This is a genomic window from Methylobacterium sp. D54C (assembly GCF_053345595.1).
Genome location: NZ_JBKFAK010000003.1, coordinates 258,296 through 283,408, shown reverse-complemented (window position 1 = coordinate 283,408; position 25,113 = coordinate 258,296). Strand labels below are relative to the sequence as shown.

Sequence of the window (25,113 nt, the reverse complement as noted above, 5' to 3'; positions counted from 1 at the left end):
CGTCAGTGGTACGGATCGGCAGCGTCGCGCAGGCCGTCGCCCATGAAGTTGAAGGCAAGCACCGTCACCAGCACGGGCAGGACCGGCAGGAGAAGCCAGGGGTAGAGCTGCACCGCCGCGAGATTCTGCGCCTCGTTGAGCAGCACGCCCCAGCTGGTCACCGGCGGTCTGAGTCCGAGGCCCAGGAACGACAGGGCGGTCTCGCCGAGGATCATGGTCGGGATCGACAGCGTCGCCGACGCGATCAGGTGGCTCATGAAGTTCGGGATCAGGTGACGGCCGATCACCCGGGTCGGCGAGGCGCCCATCAGCTCGGCGGCCTGGACGAAATCCTCCTCCCGCAGCGCCAGGAGCTTCCCGCGCACCGCCCGCGCGAGCCCCGGCCAGTCGAGCAGGCCGAGGATCACCGTGATGCCGAAAAAAATTAGCAGCGGGCTCCAGTTCGGCGGCAGCGCCGCCGACAGGGCGAGCCAGAGCGGCAGCTCCGGCAGGGAGCGCACCACCTCGATCAGCCGCTGCACCCCGGCATCGACGATGCCGCCGAAATAGCCCGCGATGCCGCCGAAGAAGAGCCCGAGCGCGAACGAGATGGCGACGCCCACGAGGCCGATGGTGAGGGAGATCCGGGCCCCGTAGATCATGCGCGAGAACAGGTCACGCCCGAGCTTGTCGGTGCCGAGGAGGAACAGCGTGCCGTTCTCCGGCGGGCAGACGAGGTGCAGGTCGGTGCGGACGAGCCCCAGCCAGTCGTAGCCGTCGCCCCGGCAGAGGAAGCGCAGCGGCTGCGGGGCGGCGGCGTCCACCTTGTAGTCCCGGCGGAACGTGTCGAGGTCGAGATGGGCCCGGTAGGGGTAGACGAACGGCCCGACGAAGCGGCCCTCGTGGAACAGGTGCACGCCCTGTGGCGGCGCGTAGAGGAAGTCGCCGTTGCGGCGGGCCTGTCCATAGGGCGCGAGCTGCTCGACGAACGGCACGGTCGCGTAGAGCGCGAGCAGGATCAGGGCCGAGGCCACGGCGAGGCGGTGGCGCAGGAACTTGCGGAGGATGAGCCGCCACGCGGAGGCCGTGGCGACCGGGCTCTCGGTCCGGGCCTCCGGCTCGAAGGGCGCCGGATCGACGAAGTGTCCGGATGCGGGCAGCGCGTCGGTCATCGCGGGGCGAGTCATCGCAGGCCCATGCGGATGCGCGGATCGAGCCAGACCAGGATCAGGTCCGAGATCAGCATGCCGACGAGGGTGAGGGCCGCGACGAACATCAGGATGAACCCGGCCATGAACTGGTCCTGGCTGCGCAGGGCCTCGAGGAGCAGCGGCCCGACGGTCGGCAGGCTGAGCACCAGGGAGACCAGCACCGACCCCGAGACGAGGTGCGGGAGCAGGTTGCCGATATCCGCGACGAACGGGTTGAGCGACATCCGGAACGGGTATTTCAGCAGCGCCTGCAGGGGCGGCAGGCCCTTGGCGCGGGCGGTCACCGTGTAGGGCTTGGCCAGCTCGTCGAGCAGGTTGGCGCGCATGCGCCGGATCATGGCCGCGGTGCCGCCGAGGCCGATCACCAGCGTCGGCACGATCAGGTGCGCCATGAGCGAGCGGACCTTCTCCCAGGTCCAGGGCTGGTTGGTGAGGGCCGAATCGTAGAGGCCGCCGATCGACAGCCCGAACCACCGGTTGGCGTAGAACAGCAGGATCAGGGCGAGCAGGAAGCCCGGCACGGCGAGGCCGACATAGCCCAGCAGGGTGACGACGGCGTCGCCGAGCGTGTTCCGGTGCGTCGCGGAGTAGATCGCCGCCGGGATCGCCACGAGGTGGACGAACACTACCGCCGTCAGGTTGATCAGCAGGGTCAGCCACAGGGCGTCGCCAACGACGTCCGCCACCGGCTTGTCGTACTCGAACGACCAGCCCCAGTCGCCCTGGAGCAGCCCGGAGAACCCGACCGATCCGGGCAGCACGCCGATCCACATCAGGTATTGCTGCCAGACCGGCCGATCGAGCCCGTACTGCCTGATGAGCAGCTCCGCCTTCGCCACGGAGCTCGCGTCGCCGGTGGCCCGCAGCTCCATGATCCGGTTGGTCAGGTAGTCGCCCGGCGGCAGCTTGATGATCACGAAGACGAGCGCCGAGATGACCAGCAGCGTCACCGCCATCGTGACGACGCGGCGGAGGATCTGGACGATCACCGGGCCTCCGCGCGCTTGTCGGCCCCGGTTTCGGTGCCCTTGTCCCAGAACAGCTCGTCGAGACGCTGCACGCCGATCATCGCGGTGGGCTCCCAGGAATAGAGGGCGCGCTTCGGGAGGTTGATCAGGCGATCGGCGCCGACCACCGGCTGGAGCGCGCCCGCCACCGTGCCGATCACCCAGGTGTTGTGCGCGTGGTTCATCAGCATCTCGCGCCAGATCGCGGCCTGCCGGCCGGCATCGTCGGTGTGGCGCCACTCCCGGTCGAGCTCGATGAGGCGCTGGACCTCCGGTACGTCGCAGGGCTCGCCGCTCTTGCCGCGGCTCTCGACGTTCATGCTCCACAGCGGCCAGGAATAATGCTCCGGCTGGGCCGGGCTCAGCTCGGTCGGGGGCATGATCGCGGTCGGGACGGCGAGGTCGAGGCCCTGGGCGGCGACCATGACGGTCACGCCCGCGATCGAGCGCCGGTGCAGGTTCGTGCGCTCCTGCGGCTTGGTGATCAGGCGGATCCCGACCTCGCGCCAGAACTCCGTGATGAGCAGCAGCGCGTCGAGGACCATCTCGGCCTCGCCGTCGCTCTCCACCACCAGCTCCAGGGCGCGACCGCCCGGGAGCAGCCGCGTGCCAGACCCGTCGCGGGCCGTCAGCCCGATCTCGTCCAGAAGCTTGGCGGCCCGGGCCGGGTCGTAGGCGGCGTTGAGGGTCCGCATCTCGGGCTCGAACAGCGCACTCTCCGGCACGATCGTGTCGTTGCCCTCGGTGCCCAGGCCGAACAGGAGCGTGTTGTTCAGGGTGCGCCGATCGATGGCGAGCGACAGGGCGTGCCGGTAACGCACGTCGCGGTTGAGCTGCCGCCACGCCGGATCCGTCGTGGTCAGGTTCGGGTAGAGCGCGATCTCCGAGCCGCGGGCCACGGGCCACAGGTTGGTGCGGTAGCGATGCGCCGCCTCACCCTCCTTGAGGCTCGGGATGTCGGGCATCATCAGCCCGCGGAACATCAGGTCGGCCTCGCCGGCATTGGTCTTGGCGACCAGAAGGCCCTGCGAGGCCACGTCCATCACGATGGAATCGACGTAGGGGAGCTGCGTGCCGGCCGTGTCGACCCGGTGGTAGCTGCGGTTGCGCTCGAACCGGAACCGGGTGGCCGGCGAGCGGGTCCGCGGGACCCAGCCCTGCAGGGTCGGGCAGTCCGGGTTGTTGAGCTCGTAATTGTCGTCGAGGCGATTGTGCAGGGCCGCCCAGCTGCGGAGCTTCAGCGCCTTGGCCTTCGCGTCGGCCGCCTCCTTGCCGACGTAGCGGGCGTGGTACGGCTTGAGATAGTGCGACGGCCGGTAGATCAGCGGGTCGCGCGGCGCCGCCAGGGCCGGCAGGAACATCGGGTTCGGCCGGTCCCAGCTGTAGCGGACGGTGACCGGATCGAGGAACTCCACCACCGGGAGCTTGCCGTCGACCCGGAAGAAGGCCGCTGGCCCGTCGGGGCTCAGGGCCTTCTCGTTGGCGACATCCTCCCAGTAGTAGCGGAAATCCTCCGCGGTGAACGGGTGACCGTCCGACCAGCGGTGGCCCTGGCGGAGCGTGAACGTGAAGCGGCCGCCCTCGACGTCGACGCGCTCCAGCACGTCGGGCCGCAGGTTGAGGTCGGCATCGTAGCCGACGAGGCGGGTGTAGCCGTAGACCGACAGGTAGCGGACGTCCCGCGCCTTGGCGATCAGCGTGCGGATCGTGCCGCCCGCGCTGCCGAGGCGGCGTCCGTGGGCGGCGAGGTCGGCCACGTAGGGGGTGGTTGGCGGGCCGGGCGCGTCGGCCGGCGGAGTGTCGGCGAAGGCCCGCGACGGCGCGCGCGACCAGATCAGGCTGGCGCCGAGCCCGGCGAGCAGGGCGCGGCGGGACACGGTGCTGTCGTTCCCGCCCCGCAGCGGGAGAGCGGACGGGGTGCCGTCCTGAATGTCCCAGGCCTTCATGAGCTGCCCCGCAACGTCACGGAGGTGAGCCGGGCGGGCGAGTAGCCGGTCGCCCTGTGCAGGTCGTCGAAGGCGTGGGACCGGGCGATCAGCACGGCGGCCTGCCGCACCAGGGCGTCGTCGGCCGGCTGCTCGAAATGGCGGCCGTTCCGCGTCCACCGGATCGGCTCCGGGCTCCGCTCGGGCCCGGTGATCATCGCGATGGTCGGGTGCGCGGGGCCGCCATGGGCGTGGATCCGGTGCCCGGCCGCGTCGTCGTCGAACAGCAGCCGGGTCAGACCGCGCGCCCGCGCCTCCACGACCCGCCGGCCCTGGGCGACGTGGTCGTCGAAGAACGCCACCGTCAGCGCCGGGTCGAGCATGGACCAGTCGGCGGTCGACCAATCCGCCGTGCTGTAGCGGGCCTGCCGGTCGCGGTACTGCAGGCCCGACAGGTCCGGATCGTGGCAGAAGATCTGCGCTTGCGGGCGGGCCTGCCGGATCACCCAGGTCGTGAGCCCGCGGAACACGCCCGATTCGATCACGAAGTCGGGCTTCAGCGCCCGCATGACAACGTAGAGCTGCAGCGCGCCGTTGAAGCCGCTGCCGCCGCGCCGCTGCCGGACGGGGGCGGTGGGTATCAGCGCCCAGAATGCCCGGACCTGCTCCAGCACGTCGCCGTCGGGGATGAGGCCGGCGGCGGCGAGATCGCGTTCCAGGATGGCGGCGGCCGATTTGAGCAGGGTGGCGACTTCCCGCGGCGAGGTCGGCCGGTGGGTCCAGTCGGGGGCGGCCGGGACGAGGTCGTAGCCCAGGCGGTCGAAGAACGGCGACAGCACCTTGCGGCGCAGGCGCTCCAGCATCACGGGCGGCCGGGCCTGCATCACGCGGCCTCCGCGCTGTGGGCGGCGCTGAAGCGCACCCGGTGTCCGGTCTCGACCGGGCGCATCGCCCCGGCCTCGTCGGGGGCCAGGCGGAACGGCTCCTCCCAGCGGGTCGGGTCGTTGCGGTCGGAGGCGACGGCCGCGAAGTCGAGGGGGTGGTCCAGGCTCGGGTCGGGCACGGCGGCGAGCAGCGCCCGCGTGTAGGGATGGACGGGCCGGCGGAACAGGGCCGCGCGGGGCGCCTCCTCGACGATGCGGCCCCGGCACATCACGCTGATCGTGTCCGCCATGTAGTCGATCACTGCCAGATTGTGGGAAACGATGAGGTAGGAGAGGCCCAGGGCGGCCTGGAGATCCTTGAGCAGGTTCAGGATCTGCGCCTGGACCGAGACGTCGAGGGCCGAGACCGGCTCGTCGAGCACCAGCAGCCGCGGCTTCGGGGCGAGCGCCCGGGCGATCCCGATGCGCTGCCGCTGCCCGCCCGAGAAGGCGTGCGGGTACCGGCCGAGACCGCTGGGCTCCAGGCCGACCATCGCCATCAGGGCGCGGCAGCGCTCCCGCCGCTCCGCCGCCGGGACGCCGTGGATCTCCATCGGCTCCGACAGGATCTGCCGGACTGTCATGCGCGGATCGAGGGACGCGTAGGGGTCCTGGAACACGAACTGGACCGTGCGGCGATAGGCGAAGAGGGCGTCGCCGCTCAGGCCGTGGACGTCCCGCGGGCCGCTGCCGTCGTCGAACAGGATCCGCCCGGAATCCGGCCGGAGCGCCCGCATGATCATCTTCGAGACCGTGGTCTTGCCCGACCCGGACTCGCCGACGAGCCCCAGCGTCTGGCCCGCCGCCAAACTCAAGGAGACGTCGGACACGGCGTGGACGATCCGCGGCTTCTGCCAGAGCCGACCGGCGCGCAGCGTGAAGCTCTTGCTCACCCCCTCCACCTGCAGGATCGGCCCGGCCAGGGGCGCGGGCGCCTGGCCGGGTGGGATCTCGGCCTTGGCCGGGCGGATCGGCGTGAGCCGCTCGCCGGGCGCCATGTCGAAGCGCGGCACCGCGTGGAGGAGCGCGCGGAGATAGGCGTGGCCCGGCGCGCGCATCACCGTGTCGCGCGGGCCCGCCTCGACGAGGCGTCCGCGGTAGAGGACGGCGACGTCGTGGGCGATGTTGGCGACCACGCCGAGGTCGTGGGTGATCAGCAGGATCGCCATCCCGGTCTCCTCCTGGAGCCGGGCCAGCAGAGCGAGGATCTGGGCCTGGGTGGTGACGTCCAGCGCGGTGGTCGGCTCGTCGGCGACGAGGAGGGCGGGTTTCAGGATCAGCGCCATGGCGATCATGGCGCGCTGGCGCAGGCCGCCGGACAACTCGAACGGGTAGGTCCGCAGGGCGCGGTGCGGGTCCGGGAAGCCGACCCGGGCCAGCGCCCCCTCCGTCCGGGCATCGGCCTCCTTGCGGTCGGCCCCGGTGTGGATGCGCAGCGCCTCGCCGATCTGGTCGCCCACCGTGTGGAGCGGTGACAGGCAGGTCATGGGCTCCTGGAAGATCATGGCGATGCGCTGGCCACGGATCGCCCGCATCGCCTCGCCTTCGGAGGGGAGCCGCGCGATGTCGGCTTCGACCTCGCCGTCCCGGAACAGGATCTGACCGCGGGTGATGGCGGCGGAGGGCGGCAGGATCCGCAGGATCGCCTGGGCGGTCACCGACTTGCCCGAACCGGACTCGCCGACCAGGGCGAGGGTGCGGCCGCGGTGAACGTCGAGGGACAGGCCGTGCAGCGCCTCGAACGGACCGCTCTCCGTGCGGAACGCGACCGCGAGGTCGCGGATGGACAATAGCGGGCTCAACCCGTCCTCGCGATCTGTGAGACCTGAGACTTAGATGCCGCCGGCCCCTTGTCCATCGCGGACGCGCCGAAGTGCGCCCGAACATCCACGACCTGTATCGCCGGGTGCCGCAGGAGGTTGGCCACGAGCGCGCCGACGAAGTCCCAGACGGCCTGGTCGTGGACGCGGTGGTGCGTCAGAAGGCCGAGCGGCCGCTCCGGCGCGCCCGCGATGTCGGCGGCGAGGCCGCGCAGCAGGGCCTCCGGATCGCGCAGGGACCGGCTGCCCCGCCAATCGATCGGATCGAGGGTGGCATCGAGCCGGCGCAGACCCGGGATCGACGGGCCGGGCATGGCCGAGAGGCCGCGATAGCCGAGATCCGGCAGGGCGGAGGCAAGTACCGGCGCGACGCGGTTCCACGGCGGTACGAAGACAGGCAGCAGCGAGCCTTCCGGCAGACGCTGCCGGGCGATCCGGAGGCCGGCAGCGGCGTCGGCAACCAGGGTGTCGAGAGGGCGGTGCGCGCCGAACTCGGCCCGCTTCTCGCCCGGCGGGGCGTGGTTGTGGTGGGCGAGGCCGTGGACGGCGACGGATACACCGGCAGCCGCTTCGAGCCGCCGCGGCAGCGAGGCGTCGATGCCGGCCGGGATCGCGGCGAGGAGGAGCGGGACGCCGTGGTGCTCGGCGAGACCGATGAGGCGGTCGAGGTCCGGACCGCCCGCGACCGCGTCGTCATCGCGCCAGAACAGCGGCACGCGCAGGCCCCGCGCCGCGACGGCGTCGAGAGCACGGCGGAGAGCGTCGAGGGCCGGCTCGGAGGGCTTAGCCCGGACGGGGCGCGATCGCTCGCCCCCGCGGAGGGATTCGACCAGCGCGACCGTGCGCGCTGCGCCGTCCCGATCGATCCCGGGATCGCCGGGCGCGGGGAGGACGCCCCGCGACGCGATGGCCTCCACCAGGGTCCCGGGCGTCAGCTCCGATTCCGGCAGCACCCGGGCGAGTCCCCGGGCGGCGAGGCGCTCGGCGCGCAGGCGCTGCTCGGTCTCGCCGCCGGCCTCGAAGGGCACGAGGACAGCGGGTGTGCCGGTGGCGAGGAGATCGACGGCCGTGTTGTAGCCGCACTGGCTGACCGACAGGGCGGCGCCGGCCAGGAGCGCGCGATAGTCCGGCTGGGCGCGACCGAGGATGCCGGGCGCGAGACCGTGACCGATCTCGGACAGCTCGGCCTCGGGGACGCCGTGGCCGGCCAGGATCCGCCAGCCGAGATCCGGCCGAAGCCGGGCCGCGCCTGCGGCCGCGCGCAGCAGGACCAGCCCGGCCGGTCCGGATCCGGCGGCGACCACCACGCCGGAGCGGCGCGAGGCCGGGGCGGGCACGGTCAACTCGTCCACGTATCCGGTGTAACGCACCTTCGCGGCAATGGCCGCGTCGAGGGGCCACGAGGCCTCGAGGGGGATCAGGGCCGGGTCGCCGTGCACCAGCACGGCGTCGTAGAGGTCCGCCACCCGCGCGTGCGCCTGGGCGATCCGCTCCGGCTTGGTCGAGGCCACGAGGACGTCGCGCACGGAGGCGAGGACGAGCGGGCGCGGCCGCCGGGCGCGGGCCGCGTCCACCAGGGCGAGGAACTCGGCCGCCAGGGCGCGCCGGCCGAACGGGAACAGCTCGGTGATCACCGCGTCCGGCTCGAAAGCCGCCAGGGTGTCGACCATCAGGGCCCGGCGGCGTTCGAGGAGCGCCGGCCCGGCCAGGCGTCCGTCGGGGTCCAGCAGCGTCGAGAAGTCCGTGCCGGCGATCCGGAGCGGCGGCAGCTGCACGCGGCGCAACCCGTCCTGTCGGACCATCGGTGCCGGGACGCCGCCCGAGACCAGCATCGTCTCGTGGCCGGCCGCCGCGAAGGCGCGGGCGATGGCGGCCGCGCGGGTGAGGTGCCCCGCGCCGAGCAGATGCGTGACCGCGATCAGGACGCGCACGCGGACAACTCCGATTCGCGGGCGACCGCGCCCTGCGGCAGACCCGCGGACGCGCGCAGCCGGCCGGCGATCAGCGCGATCGCCGCTTCCTCGGAGAAGTCCTGCACGAGCCGGGCCAGGGCAGCCGCGCCGAGTCGCTGACGGAGGCCCGGATCGCCCGCGAGACGGACCAGGGCCTCGGCCAGCGCCGCCGGCTCGCCGGGCGGCGTCAGGACGCCGTGGACACCGTCGGTGATGAATTCCGGCGTGCCGGCGAAGGCGGTCGCCAGGATCGGCAGCGCTTGGCTCGCGGCCTCCATCAGCACGTTCGGCAGGCCGTCGCGATCGCCGCCGGGGGCGGGCTTCGTCGGCAGGACGAAGAGGTCCGCCGCGCGCATGGCCTCGATCACCGCGGGCTGCGCCAGGGCGCCGCGGAAGCGGACCCGCTCCGCCAGGCCGCAGGCAGCGACCCGGGCCTCCAGGGCTTCGCGCCGCTCGCCGCTGCCGATCAGGTCGAGCCGCCAGTGCAGGTGCGCGGGCAGGGCGGCGAGGGCGTCGATGAGGTCGTCGTGCCCCTTCTTGGCGACGAGCCGGCCGACACAGAGGAGCCGGAGGGGGCGGTCCGGGTCCGTCCCGTCGCGCGGCTCGCGCGGCGGCGGCGCGTCGGGGAACCGGGCGAGATCGAGCCCGTGATAGGCGAGCAGCGTCCGGCCCGGGGCGAGGCTGTCGAGCCGGGCGAGGCCGTCACGGGTGCAGGTCACGCCCCATTCGGCGTCGCGCAGCTTCTCGGCCAGTTCCCAGTCGGGCGTGGTCCAGATGTCCTTGGCGTGCGCCGAGAAGCTCCACCGGCGCCCGGTCAGGAGCGCGGCGTAGCGGGCGACGCTGGCCGGCGTGTGCAGGAAGTGCACGTGGATATGGGCGACCTCGGCCGGCAATTCCCGGGCGAGGACCAGGGCCTGCCCGAGGCGCCGCAGCCGCGACGCCGTCGGGTCGCGCCGGAGATCGCGGGCGAACAGCGCCAGGAGCGCGGGCAGGTTCGGCCGCCGGAGCGCGGCGCCGAGGCCCCGGAGCACCCGCAGCGGCGCGTCGCGCAGGTACTCGGGCAGGTAGGCGGCCTCCGCGCGGATCTGCGCGTGCATCGGATGGCGGGCCCGATCGGTCGGGCGCCGGAGGGACCAGATCTCGAGAGCCAGTCCGCACCGTTCCAGCGACAGCAACTCCTGCGCGATGAAGGTCTCGGAGAGCCGCGGATAGCCCTTCAGCACCACGGCGACCCGCTTGGCGCTCACGAATAGGCCTGCAGGTACGGCCGGGCCGCGACGTCCGCGCCGCCGCGGGCGGTCAGCGCCCGGACGCGGCGCGCGACCGCGTCGAGGCCGTCGAGGAGACCCGGCACCAGGACCCGCGACGGCGGGTCCTGTCCCGGCAGGTCGCGAAGCGCCGCCGCCATGCGCCCGGGCGCCCGGCCTTCCGCCTCCATCAGCACCCGCGCGAGGCCGAGCCGCTCGGCCGCCAGCGCCCGGATCGCCTGTTCCCGCCGCGGCTCGGTCCGGGGCACGAGGATCGCCCGGCGGTCGAAGGACAGGATCTCGCAGAACGTGTTGTAGCCCCCCATGGCGACGACGCCGGCGGCCTTGCGCATCAGGAACTCGATCTCGCTGTCGAAGGTGATGGCCGCGATCCGGTCGCCGAGGCGGCGGATGCGCGCCATGAACCCGTCGCGGATGCCGGCGTCGAGGAAGGGACCGAAGGCGATGAGCGCGGGCAGGGGGATCGCGGGATCGGCCTCGTAGGCGGCGATCACCCAGTCGATCAGGGCCGCCCCGTCGCCGCCGCCGCCCGGCGTCACCAGGATGAAGGGGCCGTTCGCGATCGGGGGCTCCTCGCGGCCGGCGCGGTGCTCCGGGAGGTCGCGGCGGAGATAGCCGGTGTAGATCAGGCGTTCGTCGATGCGGGCGGCCATCTCGGGCTCCATCGGCAGCGCCGCCAGGGGCTCGTGGATCCGGCTCAGCCCGTACACCCAGATCTCGTCGTAGAAACGCGCCATCGTCTCGGCCGCGCCCTTGCGCTCCCATTCGGGGACGAGGCGGTCGGCGTCGTCGAGGACGTCGCGCAGGCCCAGGACGAGGCGGATGTCGCGGGCCGCGGCCTTCTCCAGCACCGGCAGCAACTCGCCGTGGAAGCCGGCCGGTTCCTTGTCGACGATGATCAGGTCGGGTCGGAAGGCGTCGCAGGCCTGGGCGATGATCGCGGAACGCTGCGCGACGGTGCGCGCCAGCGGGGTCGCGCCGTCGAGGCTGGCATAGCCGCCGTCGGCGAACTTGGTCACCGGCGGCAGCCTGACCGTCCGGACGCCCGCCGCGAAGGCGAAGCGGTCGACCACGGGGGAGCCCGAGACGATCATCGCCCGGGCGCCGCGGTTGCACGCCACGATCGCGTTGGCGATCGCCCGCGAGCGGCGCAGATGGCCGAGCCCGAAGGTATCGTGGCTGTAGATCAGGACGCGCGGGGCCGGAGACGCCTCGTCCAGTCGCATCGATGTGATCGCCCCGGTTTGACGGCGCGAGGATCGCAGCCGCCGCCCTCTTGCACAAGCCGGGCCGGGCCGCAAACACCCCTGTTAACGGGCCCGGAACCGCGCGCGCCTAGGCTGCCGCGGAATCCGGACGCGGAAATCCTCCGTCATGCCAGCGCCCATCGAGACCCGCGTGCCGGGCTCACCGACAGCACGCGCCGCCGCGCTCCGGTCAGATCTCGCGCATCTCCTGAGCAGCGATGACCGGCTGTTCGCCTTCGGCAGGCGGGCGGCCTGGGTGCTGCTGCCGTTCGGCCTCGCCATGGTCCTCCTCGTCTACGGGACCGGCCCGGACCCGCGGCGCAACTGGTACGGCGACCCCCTCGGCAACGACTTCGTCCAGGTCTGGGTGGCGGGCCGCTCGGCGCTGGAGGGGCGGGGGGCGGACCCCTACGACCTGCCGGTGCACTTGGCGAACCTGAAGGCGGCCTGCGGGCAGGCGTGCCGGTTCGCGTGGCACTATCCCCCGGTGTTCCTCCTGCCGGCGGCCGCGATGGCACTGCTGGATCTGCAGCCGGCCTACCTGCTCTGGACCGCGCTCTCCCTCGCCCTGTTCGCGCTCGCGATGCGGGTCGCGGCCGGCCGGCGGGACGCGGCCCTCGTCGCGCTCGCGCACCCGCTCGTGCTCTGCAACCTCGTCTACGGCCAGAACGGCCTGTTCACCGCGTCGCTGCTCACCCTCGGCGCGGTGCTCGTCGATCGCCGACCGTGGCTCGCCGGGCTCTGCTTCGGCCTGCTGGCCTACAAGCCGCACTTCGCGGCGCTCGCCCCCCTGCTGCTGCTGGTGACGGGACGGCGCGCGTGCCTGGCCGCCTGCGCGTCGACGGTGCTGGCCCTCTGCCTCGCGTCGCTGGCGCTGTTCGGGACGGCGCCCTGGACCGGCTTTCTCGGCACGCTCGGGGACACGAACCGGATCATCCTGCAGAACGCGGCGGCGAGCCTCAACCTCAACGCCAGCGCGTTCGGCGCGGTGCGCCTGCTCGGCGGCTCGATGGCCGCCGCCTGGACGGCGCAGGGTCTCGTCGCCGTACTGGCGCTCGGCCTCGCCTGCCGCGCCTGGTCCCGGCCCACAGACCCGACGCTGCGCGCGGCCGCGCTCCTCGTCTCCGCGCCGCTGCTGTCGCCGTACCTCCCGGTCTACGACCTGGCGCCCCTCGTGCCAGCCGTGCTCCTCCTGGCGCTCGCCGCGCACCGCGCCGGCGGCCTGCGGCCGCGCGAGCGGGCCCTGCTCTGCGCGGTGCCGCTCTTCGCGGTCGTCCGGGAGGCGGCGGCGCTGACCGGCTTCTCCCTCGGCCTCGTGCTGAGCATGGCGACCTTCGCCTGCATCGCGGAGCGCGTCATGCCGCGGAGCGTCACCCCGAGCCGACGGCGATCCGGGACGGGCGCCGCCGAGGCCCTCACGGAGCCAGCGGCCGCGGGATCCGGAAGGGCAGCATGAGTCGCACCATCGGGTTGCGGAACCGGTCGAGCGACAGGCTCTCGTGCATGGCCCGGACCGGCTCGCCGCCCAGGGTCGAGGCGAGCAGCGAGCGGGCGTAGAACGGCGTGTCCTCGTAGGTCGCGAGCACCCGCGAGCGGCCACCGTCGCTGCGGGTCTCGCGCGGCATCCGCCAGAAGCGCGTCGCCGGGAGCGCCGCGCCGGGCGGCGGCCGGATCTCGCGGCGGCTGCCGTCCGCGGAGAACCGGAGCGACAGGTTCTGGCCGCCGCCGTCGCGGTGATGGACGTCGTAGAGGATCGCCGCGCCGTCCGGCAGGTCGGCCCGGCACCATGTCCACCGCGAGAAGGCGGCCTCCAGCGGCTCGTCGCCGTCGTTGGTGTCGAAGTAGCCGCTCCCGCTCCAGCGAAGGTCCGGCGCGTCGAAATCCACCTCGACCCGCGAGGAGGGCGACATCGGCCACCAGCGGTGGCGCCCGGCCCGGTCGAGATGGAACGGGCCGCCCGTGAACCCGCGCGGCTCGAGGCGCACGGTGCCGCGGATCCTCCGGGGCAGGGGCGCGCCGCGCTCGTCGATCCGCACCGTCAGCGCCGTGCCGTCCCAGTGCATGGCGCTGGGTCCGACGGCGATGTGGTCGGCGCTGCGCGACAGGCTGGCGGCGCGGCGCTCGGTCATGGCGAAGCGGCCGCGGTCGCCGTAGAGCACCACGTTCATGGCGCAGTGGGCGAAGGGGTCCTTCTCGGCGCTCCAGGCGTAGTAGGGCGAGAACACGCTGCCGATGAACGCGATGATCGTGAGGCCCTGGCGGCCGTCGTCGCTCACCGCATCGACGTACCACCACGCGTAGCCGCCCCGCGCGACCGCGCCATCGAATCGCGGTCGTCCAGGATCGCTGCCGCTGCCAGCCGCCCCGACTGCGCCGCCATCGGCACGCCCGGGCCGGGATGGATCGAGCCCCCCGCGAGATAGAGGCCCGGCACCGCCGTCCGCGCGCCCGCGCGCTTGAAGGTCGTCGCCCATCCCTGTGCCGCCCGACCGTAGAGGGCTCCGCCCGTCCCGGGGAAGAGGGCGTCGAAGTCCCGCGGCGTCGTCGTGACCGCCGACGACGTGAAATCCAGGGTGAGCCCGCAGGCCTCCAGCCGGCGGATCAGGTTCCTCTCGCATCTCTCGATCTCCGGCGGCTGAAGGGGGCGCTCCCGGCCATCCGCCGGAGCGTTGACGAGCAGGAGCAGGCGTTCCGGCCCCCGCGGCGCGGCGCCCGCCGCGTCCCGGTCCTGGGCACAGACGTAGACGGTCGGGTCGTCGGGCAGGCGGCGGGCGCGCAGGAGCGCGTCGAACTCGGCCCGGTAGTCGCGCGAGAAGAACACCGTGTGGTGCGCCAGCGGGAAACCCGCCGGCACCGCCTCCGCGCAGAGCGTGACCGCGGAGAGCGAGCGCTCGCCGGGCGCGAGCCGCTCGCCGGCGGCGGCCGCCTCGGGCCCGAGCAGCCCCGCCCCCAGGGCCGCGCAGTCCGCGTTGCAGACGACGTAGTCGGCAGCCACAGTCGTGCCGTCGCTAAGGCGCACGCCGGTGACGCGGCCGCCGTCCGTGAGGATCCGCGCGACCTCCGCGCCGTACCGGAAGGTCGCGCCGCGCTCCGCCGCCAGATCGGCCACCGCCCGCGCGAGGCCGCTGAGCCCTCCCGCGACGGTCCAGACGCCGGCCTGCTCCACGTGGGCGACGAGCATCAGCGTCGCCGGTGCCGTGAAGGGCGAGGCGCCGCAATAGGTGGCGTAGCGGCCGAACAGCTGGAGCAGTCGCGGGTCGCGAAAGTACGCCCCCAGCGCCGACCAGAGCGTCGTGAAGGGCTGGATTCGCCAGAGATCGCCGAGGCCCGAGAGCCCGACCCGCTGCGCGAGGCCGGCGGGACCCGTCCGGCCCTCGCGGATGAACGGCCCTTCGAGGGTGCGGTAGACCTCGGCCGAGCGGGCGCAGAAGCGCCGGTAGCCGTCCGCCTCGCGCGGTCCCGCGAAGGCCGCGATCGCGTCCGCCGACGCGTCGATATCGGCGAAGAGGTCGAGACGCTCGTCCCGGCTCCAGGCGTGACGGGCGAGGAGCCTTGCCGGTGACAGGGCGACCCGGTCGCCGAGATCCGCCCCGCACTCGGCGAATAGCTCCTCGAGAACCCAGCGCATCGTGAAGACGGTCGGACCGGCCTCGACGGCGCGGTCCCCGACCGGGACGGCGCGCATCTTCCCGCCGGGCTGCGGCGCGCGCTCGAGGATTGTCGTCTCGAAGCCGGCATGGGCGAGCCGCAGGGCGGCGGCGAGGCCACCGATCCCGGCACCGATCACGACGACGCGCTCCTGCGCCACGGCCGCTCCGAACTCCCCCACCACGGGATTGATCTACCCTCCGCAAAGTGTCAATAAGAAATGACACCTGTTGCTGACAACCGCATACAACACGGGAGGCAACGATATGGAGTCCGGTCGGCGGATCGAGATGGCGCTGGATCGCGCCGTTGCGCACGCGGAGGCGCCCGGCGCCCCGCCCCTTCTGGCGGAGGCTCTCCGCTACGCGGTGTTTCCCGGCGGCCATCGGATCCGGCCGCGCCTCTGCCTCTCGGTGGCCCGCGCCTGCGGCGACGACGACCCGGCGGGGTCCGTGGCGGCCGCCGCCGCTATCGAGCTCCTGCACTGCGCCTCACTGGTCCACGACGACCTGCCGTGCTTCGACGACGCGCCGATGCGGCGGCAGAAACCCTCCGTCCACGTCGCCTTCGGCGAGCCGATCGCCGTCCTGACCGGCGACGCCCTGATCGTCCTCGCCTTCGAGACCCTCGCGCGGTCCGTCGGGCCTCATCCGGCGCGCCTCGGGCGCCTCGTCGGACTCCTCGGTCGCGCCGCGGGGTCGCCGTCCGGCATCGCGGCCGGGCAGGCCTGGGAATCGGAGGCGCATATCAGCCTCAGCGACTATCAGCAGGCGAAGACGGGCGCCCTGTTCGCCGCCGCCACCGTGGCGGGTGCCGCGGCGGCGGGCGCGGATCCGGAACCCTGGCGCCGCCTCGGCGAGTGCCTCGGCGAGGCCTATCAGGTCGCCGACGACCTGCGCGACGTCGCCTGCCGGCAGGAGGAGATCGGCAAGCCCGCCGGGCGCGACGCGACGCTGGGCCGCCCCAACGCCGCCGCTCTGCTGGGTACCGGCGGCGCGATGGAGCGCCTGTCCCGGCTGACCCGCGAGGCGATCGCGGCGATCCCGCCCTGTCCGGGCGTGGCCGCGCTCACCGCCGAGATCGAGGCGCAGGCGCGGCTGTTCCTGCCCGCGAGCCTGCGCGCGGTGGCGGTCTGAGCGCCGGATCGCTCCCCGGAACCGGCACGGTGCCGCCCGTTCCGCCCGCGTGGGCGGACAGGTGGCTCGCGTGGCGCAACCGCCTCGTCGCCAGCCCCCGGTTCCAGCGCTGGGCGGCGGGTTTTCCGCTGACGCGCCGCGTCGCGCAGCGCAACACGCGCGCGCTGTTCGACCTCTGTGCCGGCTTCGTCTACGCGCAGGTCCTGACCGCCTGCATCCGCCTCGACCTGTTCGCGATCCTCGCGGATGGCCCGCTGACGGTCGACGCGCTGGCGCGGCGGCTCGACCTCACGCCCGACGCGGCACGACGCCTGCTGCGCGCCGCCGAGTCCCTCGGTCTGCTGCGCGCCCTGTCGAATGACCGATTCGGGCTCGCCGACTTGGGCGCGGCCCTGGTCGGCAATCCCGGCATCGCCGCCATGATCGAGCATCACGCGCTGCTCTACGCGGATCTCGCGGATCCGGTCGCCCTGCTGCGCGGACAGGCCCAGCCGACCCGCCTCGCGGGCTACTGGCCCTACGCGGCCGGGGCGACGGGCGACGCGCGCATGGTGGCTCCCTACAGCGGCTTGATGGGTGCCTCGCAGGCGCTGATCGCCGAGGATGTGCTCGACGCCTGCGACCTGTCGCGCGTCCGGCACCTCATGGATGTCGGCGGCGGCGAGGGCGCCTTCCTGCAGGCCGTGGCGGCGCGGCACGCCGGCCCCCGCATGACCCTGTTCGACCTGCCGGCCGTCGCCGACCGCGCCCGAGCGCGCCTCGACCAATCCGGCCTCGGCGACAGGATCGCCTGCCGCGGAGGCGACTTCCACGGCGGGCTGCCCGCGGGCGCCGACACGATCACCCTGGTGCGGATCGTCCACGATCACGACGACGCGCCGGCCCAGGCACTGCTGCGGGCGGCCTACGCGGCGCTGCCGCCGGGCGGCACGCTGCTCATCGCGGAGCCGATGGCCGGGACGCCCGGCGCGGAGCCGGTCGGCGACGCCTATTTCGGCTTCTACCTCCTGGCGATGGGCTCCGGCCGGCCGCGCCGGGCCGAGGAGCTGCGCGCGATGCTCGCGGCCGCAGGTTTCACCGCCACGCACGAGCATCCGACACGTCGCCCGCTGCTCGCGCGGGTGCTGAGAGCCCAAAAAACAGGCCCAGCAAAGTAAGTGTGACTTGACGCTGATCTGTGTCTATCTAGGATGACACATAGCGGCTTCGCACCAGAGAGAGTCGCAACGCAAAGGGTGGACACTTCCAGCCATGGACGCTCTGGCCGTCATTCTGGAAAACCCGGAGCACCTCTCGGTTCAGCGCCTGGCCCTGACGCCGCCCACTGACGCGGACGCGGTCGTGGCGGTGTCCTGGAGCGGGATCAGCACCGGCACCGAGCGCCTGCTCTGGTCGGGGCGGATGCCGCCCTTCCCGGGTATGGGCTACCCCCTGGTGCCGGGCTACGAATCCGTCGGGACGGTCGTGGAGGCGGATGCCGGCGCTTCGGTCCGGGTCGGCCAGACCGTCTACGTCCCGGGGGCCCGGTGCTTCGGCGCCGTTCGCGGCCTGTTCGGAGGCGCCGCGTCCCATCTGGTCGCACCGGCCGCCCGCCTCGTGCCGGTGGACGAGGCCCTCGGCGAGCAGGCCTGCCTCCTGGCCCTCGCGGCGACCGCCCATCGCGCCCTCGGGCGCCTCGCCCCCGGCGCGGCTCCGCTCATCGTCGGGCACGGCGTCCTCGGCCGGCTGCTCGCGCGGCTGACCCTGGCGGCGGGCGCCGCGCCCACCGTCTGGGAGACGGACCCCGTGCGCGCAGCCGGCGAGCACGGATACACCGTCGTCGCACCCGACGCGGATCCCCGGCGCGACTACGCGACGATCACGGATGTCAGCGGCAACGCCGCCGGCCTCGACGACCTGATCGCCCGGCTCGCACCGGGGGGCGAGATCGTCCTCGCCGGGTTCTACGAGGCGCCCCTCAGCTTCGCTTTCCCGCCCGCCTTCATGCGCGAGGCCCGGATCCGGATCTCGGCCGAGTTCAGGCCCGAGGACACGGTGGCGGTGACGCGGATGATCGAGAGCGGCCGGCTCTCCCTCGACGGGCTGATTACCCACCGTGCCCCGGCGGCACAGGCCCAGGACGCCTACCGCACCGCGTTCGCGGATCCGGGCTGCCTGAAGATGATCCTCGACTGGAGGGACGCCGCGTGAACGTTCAGCTCAATAAGGCTGCCCTGTCCCAGGCGACCCAGCTCCGCGCCGAGGCCGCGATCGAGCCCGATGCCGTGTCCACCGCACCGGCCAAGAAGGAGACGCAGATCATCGCGATCTACGGCAAGGGCGGCATCGGCAAGTCGTTCACCCTCGCCAATCTCAGCTACATGATGGCCCAGCAGGGCAAGAAGGTCCTGCTGATCGGCTGCGACCCGAAGAGCGACACCACCTCGCTCCTCTTCGGCGGCAAGGCCTGCCCGACCATCATCGAGACGTCGACCAGGAAGAAGCTCGCGGGCGAGTCGGTCGCGATCGGCGACGTCTGCTTCAAGCGCGACGGCGTCTACGCCATGGAGCTCGGCGGTCCCGAAGTCGGGCGCGGCTGCGGCGGCCGCGGCATCATCCACGGCTTCGAGCTTCTGGAGAAGCTGGGCTTCCACGAGTGGGGCTTCGACTTCGTCCTCCTCGACTTCCTCGGCGACGTGGTCTGCGGCGGCTTCGGCCTGCCGATCGCCCGGGACATGTGCCAGAAGGTCATCGTCGTCGGCTCGAACGACCTGCAGTCGCTCTACGTCGCCAACAACGTCTGCTCGGCGGTGGAGTATTTCCGCAAGCTCGGGGGCAATGTCGGCGTCGGCGGCCTCGTGATCAACAAGGACGACGGCACCGGCGAGGCCCAGGCCTTCGCGGAGGCGGCCGGCATCCCGGTCCTGGCCTCGATCCCGGCCGACGAGGACATCCGCCGCAAGAGCGCGAACTACGAGATCATCGGCAAGCCGGACGGGCGCTGGGGCACCCTGTTCGCGGACCTCGCCGCCAATGTCGCGGAGGCCGCGCCGCACCGCCCGACGCCGCTCTCGCAGGACGGGCTGCTCGGCCTGTTCTCCAGCGAGACCACCGGCCGCGACGTCGTGCTGGTTCCGGCGACCCACGAGGACATGTGCGGCGTCGCCCACGTGTCCAAGCCGTCCCTCGAAGTCGTGTACGACGAGGTCTGACGCGCATGGCCGTCTCCCTCGACATCGCCGATCTGCGGGCCCGCAAGGCGCCGGCCACCGTCGACCTCGCCGCGGCGCAGAGCGACGGCCTGGGTTGCCACGCCGGCAAGGACGCGATGGTGGCAGCCGCGGAAGCCGCCGGCCTATCGGAGACCCTGGCGCAGCTGCGCGAGGATTATCCCCAGGGCCCGCACGACCAGCCGCAGAGCATGTGCCCGGCCTTCGGCTCGCTGCGGGTCGGTCTGCGGATGCGCCGCACGGCGACGATCCTGTCGGGCTCGGCCTGCTGCGTGTACGGCCTGACCTTCACGTCGCATTTCTACGGGGCGCGGCGCAGCGTCGGCTACGTGCCGTTCAACTCCGAGACGCTCGTCACCGGCAAGCTGTTCGAGGACATCCGCGAGGCGGTCCACGCGACTGCGAAGCCGGAGGATTACGACGCCGTCGTCGTCATCAACCTCTGCGTCCCGACGGCCTCCGGTGTGCCGCTGCGCCTGCTGCCGAAGGCGATCGACGGCGTCCGGGTGATCGGCATCGACGTGCCGGGCTTCGGCGTCCCGACCCACGCGGAAGCGAAGGACGTGCTCGCCGGCGCCATGCTCAAGGTCGCCCGCGCGGAGGCCGAGCAGGGGCCCGTCGCCGCCCCCCGCGGTGGCCGTTCCGAGCGCCCCAGCGTCGCGCTGCTGGGCGAGGTCTTCCCGGCCGACCCGGTGGTGATCGGTGCGCTCCTGGAGCCGCTGGGGCTGGCGGCCGGCCCGGTCGTGCCGACCCGGGAATGGCGCGAGCTCTACGCGGCCCTCGACTGCGCGGCGGTGGCGGCGATTCACCCGTTCTACACGGCCTCGATCCGCGAGTTCGAGGCGGCGGGCCGCCCGATCGTCGGCTCCGCTCCCGTCGGCGTCGACGGGACCGCCGACTGGCTCGACCGGATCGGCGAGGCCTGCGGCGTGCCCCGCGCCACCGTCGAGGCGGCCAAGAACCGGATCCTGCCCGGCATCCGCGGCGCGCTCGGCGCGATGCCGATCAAGGGGCGGATCACGCTCTCGGGCTACGAGGGATCGGAGCTGCTCGTGGCGCGCCTCCTCGTCGAGAGCGGCGCCGAGGTCCCCTATGTCGGCACCGCCTGCCCGCGCACGCCCTGGTCGGAGGCGGATCGCGACTGGCTCGAGTCTCGCGGAACGGAGGTCCGCTACCGGGCCTCCCTCGAGGATGATCTGTTCGCCTTCGAAGCGCTGAAGCCCGATCTCGCCATCGGCACGACGCCGGTGGTGCAGCGCGCCAAGGAGCGCGGCACCCCGGCGCTCTACTTCACCAACCTGATCTCGGCGCGCCCGCTGATGGGCGCGGCCGGCGCCGGGTCGCTCGCCACGGTGATCAACGCCGCCCTCGGCAACAGGGCGCGCTTCGACGCCATGCGCGACTTCTTCGAGGGCGTCGGCACCGGCCACGCCGCGGGCGTCTGGCAGGAGGTGCCGCAGAAGCGCCAGGGCCCGAAGATCGAGGGTCCGAAGAAGCCGATCGGGGAGATGGCCTGATGCTCATCCTCGATCACGACAGGGCCGGCGGCTACTGGGGCGCGGTCTACGTCTTCACGGCGATCAAGGGCCTGCAGGTCGTCATCGACGGCCCCGTCGGCTGCGAGAACCTGCCGGTCACCTCGGTGCTGCACTACACCGACGCGCTGCCGCCGCACGAGCTGCCGATCGTGGTCACGGGCTTGGCGGAAGAGGAACTCGGCCGGCACGGCACCGAGGGCGCCATGAAGCGCGCCCACGCGACCCTCGATCCGGGCCAGCCCAGCGTCGTGGTCACCGGCTCCATCGCCGAGATGATCGGCGGAGGCGTGACGCCGGAGGGCACGGGGCTCCAGCGCTTCCTGCCGCGCACGATCGACGAGGACCAGTGGCAGGCCGCCGACCGGGCGATGCGCTGGCTCTGGCAGGAGTACGGGGCGAAGAAGTTCGCCAAGAAGGGCATCCCGGCCCGGCCGGAGAAGAAGCCCGGCGAGAAGCCGCGGGTGAACCTCATCGGCCCGGCCTACGGCACCTTCAACATGCCGTCCGACCTCTCCGAGATCCGGCGGCTGGTCGAGGGGATCGGCGCCGAGGTGAACCTCACCTTCCCGCTCGGCGCGCACCTCGCCGACGTGCCGAAGCTGGTCAACGCCGACGCCAATATCTGCCTCTACCGGGAGTTCGGGCGGCTGCTCTGCGAGGATCTGGAGCGCCCGTACCTGCAGGCGCCGATCGGCATCCTGTCCACGACCAAGTTCCTGCGCTCGCTGGGCGCGATCCTGGGCCTCGATCCCGAGCCGTTCATCGAGCGGGAGCGGCACACGACGATCAAGCCGGTATGGGATCTCTGGCGCTCGGTGACGCAGGACTTCTTCGGGACCGCCAGCTTCGGCATCGTCGCGACCGAGACCTACGCGCGCGGCGTGCGCCATTTCCTCGAAGACGAGATGGGCCTGCCCTGCCACTTCGCCTTCGGGCGCTCGGCCGGTCTGAAGCCCGACAACGCGGCCGTCCGCGCCGCCGTCGCGGCCAAGCCGCCGCTGGTGCTGTTCGGCTCGTTCAACGAGCGGATGTACCTCGCCGAGTGCGGAGCCCGGGCGACCTACGTGCCGGCCTCGTTCCCCGGCGCGATCATCCGGCGCCACACCGGGACGCCCTTCATGGGCTACGCCGGGGCGACCTACCTGGTCCAGGAGGTCTGCAACGCCCTGTTCGACACCCTCTTCCACATCCTGCCGCTCGCCCGCGACATGGACAAGGTCGAGGCGACGCCGGCCCGGCGCCACGCCGAGCTGCCGTGGGACGAGGCCGCCCGGCAGGCGCTCGACGCCCTGGTCGAGGCCCAGCCGGTGCTCGCCCGGATCTCCGCGGCCAAGCGCCTGCGCGACGCCGCCGAGCGGGCTGCCCGGGACACCGAGGCCGCCGCGGTAGCGCCCGCTCACGTGGCGCGGGCCCGGGCCGCCCTCGCGGGAGGAGTGCCCGCATGAGCCGCCTTTCCGTTTCACCCAGAGGAGACCTGACGATGCGAACGATGGTCCCGACCGGCCGCCAGCACCAGGAAGCGTTTCAGTTCCGGCTGATCCTGGCGGCGACCTACCCGTTCTTCCTCGCCGCCGCGGCGCTGAACCGGTTCCGGCCCAGCCGCGAGACGGCCCGCCCGGGCCTGGCGCCGGCGCGCCGCTCGGTCTTCGGCGAAGCCCGCGCCATGGCGGTTCAGGCGATCCCCTTCGCCTTCATGGGCTGAAACGCCCCTGAGCGAGACGCTTCCGTCCGGTCACGCGGGGGAAGTCGGGCCGTGACAGCCGAAAGGCATCGCGGCTGAACCCGTCGCGCCTCGCCAGAGGCGCGGCCAACACACGGAGGTCTGAACGATGGCGAGTGGACCCGTCACAACAGAAAGACCGAGCAGCCTGTCCGGGCTGACGGAACCGGAAGCCAAGGAGTTCCACGCGATCTTCCTGACGAGCTTCCTCATCTTCACGGCGATCGCCGTGGTCGCCCACATCCTTGTCTGGCTGTGGCGTCCGTGGCTCCCCGGACCGCAGGGCTACGCCTCTCTCGAGGGCGTTCGCGATGCGGCCCACGCCCTCGTCACGATGATCGGCTGAGGAGGATCGGATGCACAAGGTTTGGTTGCTCTTCGATCCGCGGCGCACGCTGGTGGCTCTGTTCACCTTCCTCTTTATCCTGGCGCTGCTGATCCACTTCATCCTGCTCTCGACCGACCGGTTCAACTGGCTGGACGGCCCGAGAAACAACAAGGCGGCCCAGAACACCATCACGCTCGCGCTGCCGCAGATGCCGGCCTGAGTGCCGGTCCGGACCGCGGCGCGCGAGGGCCGCGGTCCACCCATATTTCCTCTTCTCCGGCCTGACTGAGGAGCAGCCGCCATGGCGATGCTGAGCTTCGAGCGCAAATACAGGGTTCGCGGCGGCACCTTGCTCGGAGGTGACCTGTTCGACTTCTGGGTCGGGCCGTTCTTCGTCGGTTTCTTCGGCGTCGTCGGCATGTTCTTCACGGTGCTGGGCACCGCGCTCGTCATCTACGGGGCCGCGATCGGACCGACCTGGAACATCTGGCAGATCAACATCGCGCCGCCCGATGTCAGCTACGGCCTGAGACTCGCGCCGCTGAAGGATGGCGGGCTCTGGCAGATCATCACCATGTGCGCGCTCGGCTCGTTCGTCTCCTGGGCGCTGCGCGAGGTCGAGATTTGCCGCAAGCTCGGGATCGGCTACCACGTCCCCGCGGCCTTCGGCATGGCGATCTTCGCCTACTTCACCCTCGTGGTGATCCGGCCGCTGCTGATGGGCGCCTGGGGCTACGGCTTCCCGTACGGCATCCTCAGCCATCTCGATTGGGTGTCCAACACCGGATACCAGTATCTCCACTTCCACTATAATCCGGCTCACATGCTGGCCGTGACGTTCTTCTTCACGACGACGCTGGCCCTGGCGATGCACGGCGGCCTGATCCTGTCGGCGACCAACCCGAAGAAGGGCGAGACCGTGAAGACGCCCGAGCACGAGGACACCTTCTTCCGCGACACGATCGGCTACTCGATCGGCACGCTCGGCATCCACCGCCTCGGCCTGTTCCTGGCCCTCTCTGCAGGGTTCTGGAGCGCGGTCTGCATCGTCATCAGCGGGCCGTTCTGGACGCAGGGCTGGCCGCAATGGTGGGGCTGGTGGCTCAACCTGCCGGTCTGGCGGTGACGGATCGGACGCGATCGGACGCGATCGGAACGAGGGGACTAACGTGGGTCGCCGCCGCCCAGTGCGCGGCACTCCGGGGGAGGGCAGGCCATGGCCTATTACCAGAACATCTTCACGCAGGTTCAGGTGCGCCCGCTCGTGCCGGATCAGGGCGTCCCGGTCGCGGTCGACGAGCGGGTCGGCAAGCCGTTCAACAGCTACCTGTTCGGGCTGATCGGCAACAGCCAGGTCGGGCCGATCTACATCGGCTACATCGCGGCTCTGTCGATCACATGCGGGGTGATCGCCTTCGAGATCATCGGGCTCAACATGTGGGCCTCGGTGAACTGGGACCCGGTCCAGTTCGTCCGGCAATTGCCGTGGCTCGCCCTCGAGCCGCCTCTCCCGAAGTACGGCCTGAAGGTCCTCCCGCCCCTGAACGAGGGTGGGTGGTGGCTCATCGCCGGCTTCTTCCTGACGGCCTCGATCCTGCTGTGGTGGGTCCATCTCTACAAGCGGGCGCGGGCGCTCGGCCTCGGCCTGCACGTACCGTGGGCCTTCGCGTCGGCGATCTGGCTCTACCTCGTCCTCGGCTTCATCCGGCCGGTGCTGATGGGCTCGTGGTCGGAAGCCGTGCCGTTCGGCATCTTCCCGCACCTCGACTGGACCGCGGCCTTCTCGCTCCGCTACGGGAACCTCTTCTACAATCCGTTCCACATGCTCTCGATCACGTTCCTCTACGGGTCGACGCTGCTGTTCGCGATGCACGGGGGCACGATCCTGGCCTGCTCGCGCTACGGCGCGGAGCGCGAGATCGACCAGATCGTCGACCGCGGCACGGCCACCGAGCGCGCCGCCCTGTTCTGGCGCTGGACCATGGGCTTCAACGCCACGATGGAGTCGATCCACCGCTGGGCGTGGTGGTTCGCCGTGCTGACGACGCTGACCGGCGGCATCGGCATCCTGCTCACCGGGACCGTGGTCGACAACTGGTACCTCTGGGCCGTCAAGCACGGCGTCGCGCCCTCGTATCCGCAGGTCTACGGCCCGATCGTGGATCCCGCCCATCTCGCACCCGGCATGAAGCCGTGAGGAGG

Annotated in this window: 22 protein-coding genes; 12 read left to right on the top strand and 10 right to left on the bottom strand. The window is 72.3% G+C overall.

Going from position 1 to position 25,113, the window contains the following annotated elements; all coding sequences use genetic code 11:
• Positions 1 to 2: 2 nt before the first annotated feature.
• Genes ACLBYB_RS10420 through ACLBYB_RS10385 form a run of 8 tightly spaced genes read right to left on the bottom strand, consistent with a single transcriptional unit; the run spans position 3 to position 11,311 of the window.
• Positions 3 to 1,151 carry an ABC transporter permease gene (locus tag ACLBYB_RS10420; protein WP_447681336.1) on the bottom strand — a complete coding sequence of 383 codons (1,149 nt, stop codon included), beginning with the start codon at positions 1,149 to 1,151 and terminating at the stop codon, positions 3 to 5.
• A gap of 11 nt (positions 1,152 to 1,162) precedes the next feature.
• Entirely contained in the window at positions 1,163 to 2,179 is a 1,017-nt protein-coding gene (locus ACLBYB_RS10415) for an ABC transporter permease (RefSeq protein ID WP_042669521.1), read from the bottom strand.
• Positions 2,176 to 4,143, bottom strand: a complete 1,968-nt coding sequence (locus ACLBYB_RS10410) for an ABC transporter substrate-binding protein (RefSeq protein ID WP_447698705.1) — start codon at positions 4,141 to 4,143, stop codon at positions 2,176 to 2,178. The genes ACLBYB_RS10415 and ACLBYB_RS10410 overlap by 4 nt, the downstream gene beginning before the upstream one ends.
• Positions 4,140 to 5,006 (bottom strand): hypothetical protein, encoded by an 867-nt coding sequence (locus tag ACLBYB_RS10405; RefSeq protein WP_447698704.1) that lies wholly within the window; start codon positions 5,004 to 5,006, stop codon positions 4,140 to 4,142. Before ACLBYB_RS10405 ends, ACLBYB_RS10410 begins: the two co-directional genes overlap by 4 nt.
• Complete coding sequence (locus ACLBYB_RS10400) at positions 5,006 to 6,847, bottom strand: ABC transporter ATP-binding protein (protein WP_026604759.1); 1,842 nt, start codon at positions 6,845 to 6,847, stop codon at positions 5,006 to 5,008. The genes ACLBYB_RS10405 and ACLBYB_RS10400 overlap by 1 nt, the downstream gene beginning before the upstream one ends.
• Positions 6,844 to 8,796 (bottom strand): glycosyltransferase, encoded by a 1,953-nt coding sequence (locus ACLBYB_RS10395; RefSeq protein ID WP_447698703.1) that lies wholly within the window; start codon positions 8,794 to 8,796, stop codon positions 6,844 to 6,846. The genes ACLBYB_RS10400 and ACLBYB_RS10395 overlap by 4 nt, the downstream gene beginning before the upstream one ends.
• Complete coding sequence (locus tag ACLBYB_RS10390; RefSeq protein ID WP_447698702.1) at positions 8,784 to 10,064, bottom strand: glycosyltransferase family 4 protein; 1,281 nt, start codon at positions 10,062 to 10,064, stop codon at positions 8,784 to 8,786. Before ACLBYB_RS10390 ends, ACLBYB_RS10395 begins: the two co-directional genes overlap by 13 nt.
• Positions 10,061 to 11,311: a glycosyltransferase family protein gene (locus ACLBYB_RS10385; protein WP_447698701.1), complete on the bottom strand. Its 1,251-nt coding sequence runs from the start codon at positions 11,309 to 11,311 to the stop codon at positions 10,061 to 10,063. The genes ACLBYB_RS10390 and ACLBYB_RS10385 overlap by 4 nt, the downstream gene beginning before the upstream one ends.
• A gap of 148 nt (positions 11,312 to 11,459) precedes the next feature.
• Here ACLBYB_RS10385 and ACLBYB_RS10380 point away from each other — a divergent pair, with 148 nt between their 5' ends.
• Complete coding sequence (locus ACLBYB_RS10380) at positions 11,460 to 12,788, top strand: glycosyltransferase family 87 protein (RefSeq protein WP_447698700.1); 1,329 nt, start codon at positions 11,460 to 11,462, stop codon at positions 12,786 to 12,788.
• On the opposite strand, the gene ACLBYB_RS10375 is transcribed toward ACLBYB_RS10380, so the two are convergent.
• Positions 12,748 to 13,608: a carotenoid 1,2-hydratase gene (locus tag ACLBYB_RS10375; RefSeq protein WP_447681344.1), complete on the bottom strand. Its 861-nt coding sequence runs from the start codon at positions 13,606 to 13,608 to the stop codon at positions 12,748 to 12,750. The genes ACLBYB_RS10380 and ACLBYB_RS10375 overlap by 41 nt on opposite strands.
• Positions 13,605 to 15,140 (bottom strand): 1-hydroxycarotenoid 3,4-desaturase CrtD, encoded by a 1,536-nt coding sequence (crtD, locus tag ACLBYB_RS10370; protein ID WP_447698699.1) that lies wholly within the window; start codon positions 15,138 to 15,140, stop codon positions 13,605 to 13,607. Before crtD ends, ACLBYB_RS10375 begins: the two co-directional genes overlap by 4 nt.
• A gap of 106 nt (positions 15,141 to 15,246) precedes the next feature.
• Between crtD and ACLBYB_RS10365 the strand changes: the two genes are divergently transcribed.
• From ACLBYB_RS10365 to pufM, 11 genes are all read left to right on the top strand, one after another.
• Positions 15,247 to 16,116: a polyprenyl synthetase family protein gene (locus ACLBYB_RS10365; RefSeq protein ID WP_056528639.1), complete on the top strand. Its 870-nt coding sequence runs from the start codon at positions 15,247 to 15,249 to the stop codon at positions 16,114 to 16,116.
• A gap of 29 nt (positions 16,117 to 16,145) precedes the next feature.
• Complete coding sequence (locus ACLBYB_RS10360; RefSeq protein ID WP_447698698.1) at positions 16,146 to 17,273, top strand: methyltransferase; 1,128 nt, start codon at positions 16,146 to 16,148, stop codon at positions 17,271 to 17,273.
• Positions 17,274 to 17,367: 94 nt separating this feature from the next.
• Positions 17,368 to 18,306, top strand: a complete 939-nt coding sequence (gene bchC, locus ACLBYB_RS10355) for a chlorophyll synthesis pathway protein BchC (protein ID WP_091976542.1) — start codon at positions 17,368 to 17,370, stop codon at positions 18,304 to 18,306.
• Positions 18,303 to 19,307 carry a chlorophyllide a reductase iron protein subunit X gene (locus tag ACLBYB_RS10350; RefSeq protein ID WP_020091989.1) on the top strand — a complete coding sequence of 335 codons (1,005 nt, stop codon included), beginning with the start codon at positions 18,303 to 18,305 and terminating at the stop codon, positions 19,305 to 19,307. The genes bchC and ACLBYB_RS10350 overlap by 4 nt, the downstream gene beginning before the upstream one ends.
• Positions 19,308 to 19,312: 5 nt before the next feature.
• A complete protein-coding gene (bchY, locus tag ACLBYB_RS10345) occupies positions 19,313 to 20,842 on the top strand; it encodes a chlorophyllide a reductase subunit Y (RefSeq protein ID WP_447698697.1) in 1,530 nt (509 codons plus the stop codon).
• Positions 20,842 to 22,308, top strand: coding sequence for a chlorophyllide a reductase subunit Z (gene bchZ, locus ACLBYB_RS10340; protein ID WP_447681349.1), 1,467 nt, complete (start codon positions 20,842 to 20,844; stop codon positions 22,306 to 22,308). Before bchY ends, bchZ begins: the two co-directional genes overlap by 1 nt.
• Positions 22,309 to 22,343: 35 nt before the next feature.
• A complete protein-coding gene (locus ACLBYB_RS10335; RefSeq protein WP_026604760.1) occupies positions 22,344 to 22,565 on the top strand; it encodes a hypothetical protein in 222 nt (73 codons plus the stop codon).
• A 127-nt stretch (positions 22,566 to 22,692) separates the two neighbouring features.
• Positions 22,693 to 22,929, top strand: a complete 237-nt coding sequence (gene pufB, locus ACLBYB_RS10330) for a light-harvesting antenna LH1, beta subunit (protein WP_012319767.1) — start codon at positions 22,693 to 22,695, stop codon at positions 22,927 to 22,929.
• A gap of 10 nt (positions 22,930 to 22,939) precedes the next feature.
• Positions 22,940 to 23,131, top strand: a complete 192-nt coding sequence (pufA, locus tag ACLBYB_RS10325) for a light-harvesting antenna LH1, alpha subunit (protein ID WP_020091993.1) — start codon at positions 22,940 to 22,942, stop codon at positions 23,129 to 23,131.
• Positions 23,132 to 23,212: 81 nt separating this feature from the next.
• Complete coding sequence (gene pufL, locus ACLBYB_RS10320; protein ID WP_020091994.1) at positions 23,213 to 24,037, top strand: photosynthetic reaction center subunit L; 825 nt, start codon at positions 23,213 to 23,215, stop codon at positions 24,035 to 24,037.
• Between the two features lie 90 nt (positions 24,038 to 24,127).
• Positions 24,128 to 25,108, top strand: a complete 981-nt coding sequence (gene pufM, locus ACLBYB_RS10315; RefSeq protein WP_447681350.1) for a photosynthetic reaction center subunit M — start codon at positions 24,128 to 24,130, stop codon at positions 25,106 to 25,108.
• Positions 25,109 to 25,113 lie beyond the last annotated feature (5 nt).

Coding starts and splice junctions, on each gene's coding strand:
- ACLBYB_RS10380 (WP_447698700.1), top strand. CDS start 11,460: ATGCCAGCGCCCATCGAGACCCGCGTGCCGGGCTCACCGACAGCACGC.
- ACLBYB_RS10405 (WP_447698704.1), bottom strand. CDS start 5,006: ATGCAGGCCCGGCCGCCCGTGATGCTGGAGCGCCTGCGCCGCAAGGTG.
- bchC (WP_091976542.1), top strand. CDS start 17,368: ATGGACGCTCTGGCCGTCATTCTGGAAAACCCGGAGCACCTCTCGGTT.
- ACLBYB_RS10420 (WP_447681336.1), bottom strand. CDS start 1,151: ATGACCGACGCGCTGCCCGCATCCGGACACTTCGTCGATCCGGCGCCC.
- ACLBYB_RS10385 (WP_447698701.1), bottom strand. CDS start 11,311: ATGCGACTGGACGAGGCGTCTCCGGCCCCGCGCGTCCTGATCTACAGC.
- bchZ (WP_447681349.1), top strand. CDS start 20,842: ATGCTCATCCTCGATCACGACAGGGCCGGCGGCTACTGGGGCGCGGTC.
- ACLBYB_RS10335 (WP_026604760.1), top strand. CDS start 22,344: ATGCGAACGATGGTCCCGACCGGCCGCCAGCACCAGGAAGCGTTTCAG.
- pufL (WP_020091994.1), top strand. CDS start 23,213: ATGGCGATGCTGAGCTTCGAGCGCAAATACAGGGTTCGCGGCGGCACC.
- pufB (WP_012319767.1), top strand. CDS start 22,693: ATGGCGAGTGGACCCGTCACAACAGAAAGACCGAGCAGCCTGTCCGGG.
- ACLBYB_RS10365 (WP_056528639.1), top strand. CDS start 15,247: ATGGAGTCCGGTCGGCGGATCGAGATGGCGCTGGATCGCGCCGTTGCG.
- ACLBYB_RS10410 (WP_447698705.1), bottom strand. CDS start 4,143: ATGAAGGCCTGGGACATTCAGGACGGCACCCCGTCCGCTCTCCCGCTG.
- bchY (WP_447698697.1), top strand. CDS start 19,313: ATGGCCGTCTCCCTCGACATCGCCGATCTGCGGGCCCGCAAGGCGCCG.
- pufA (WP_020091993.1), top strand. CDS start 22,940: ATGCACAAGGTTTGGTTGCTCTTCGATCCGCGGCGCACGCTGGTGGCT.
- pufM (WP_447681350.1), top strand. CDS start 24,128: ATGGCCTATTACCAGAACATCTTCACGCAGGTTCAGGTGCGCCCGCTC.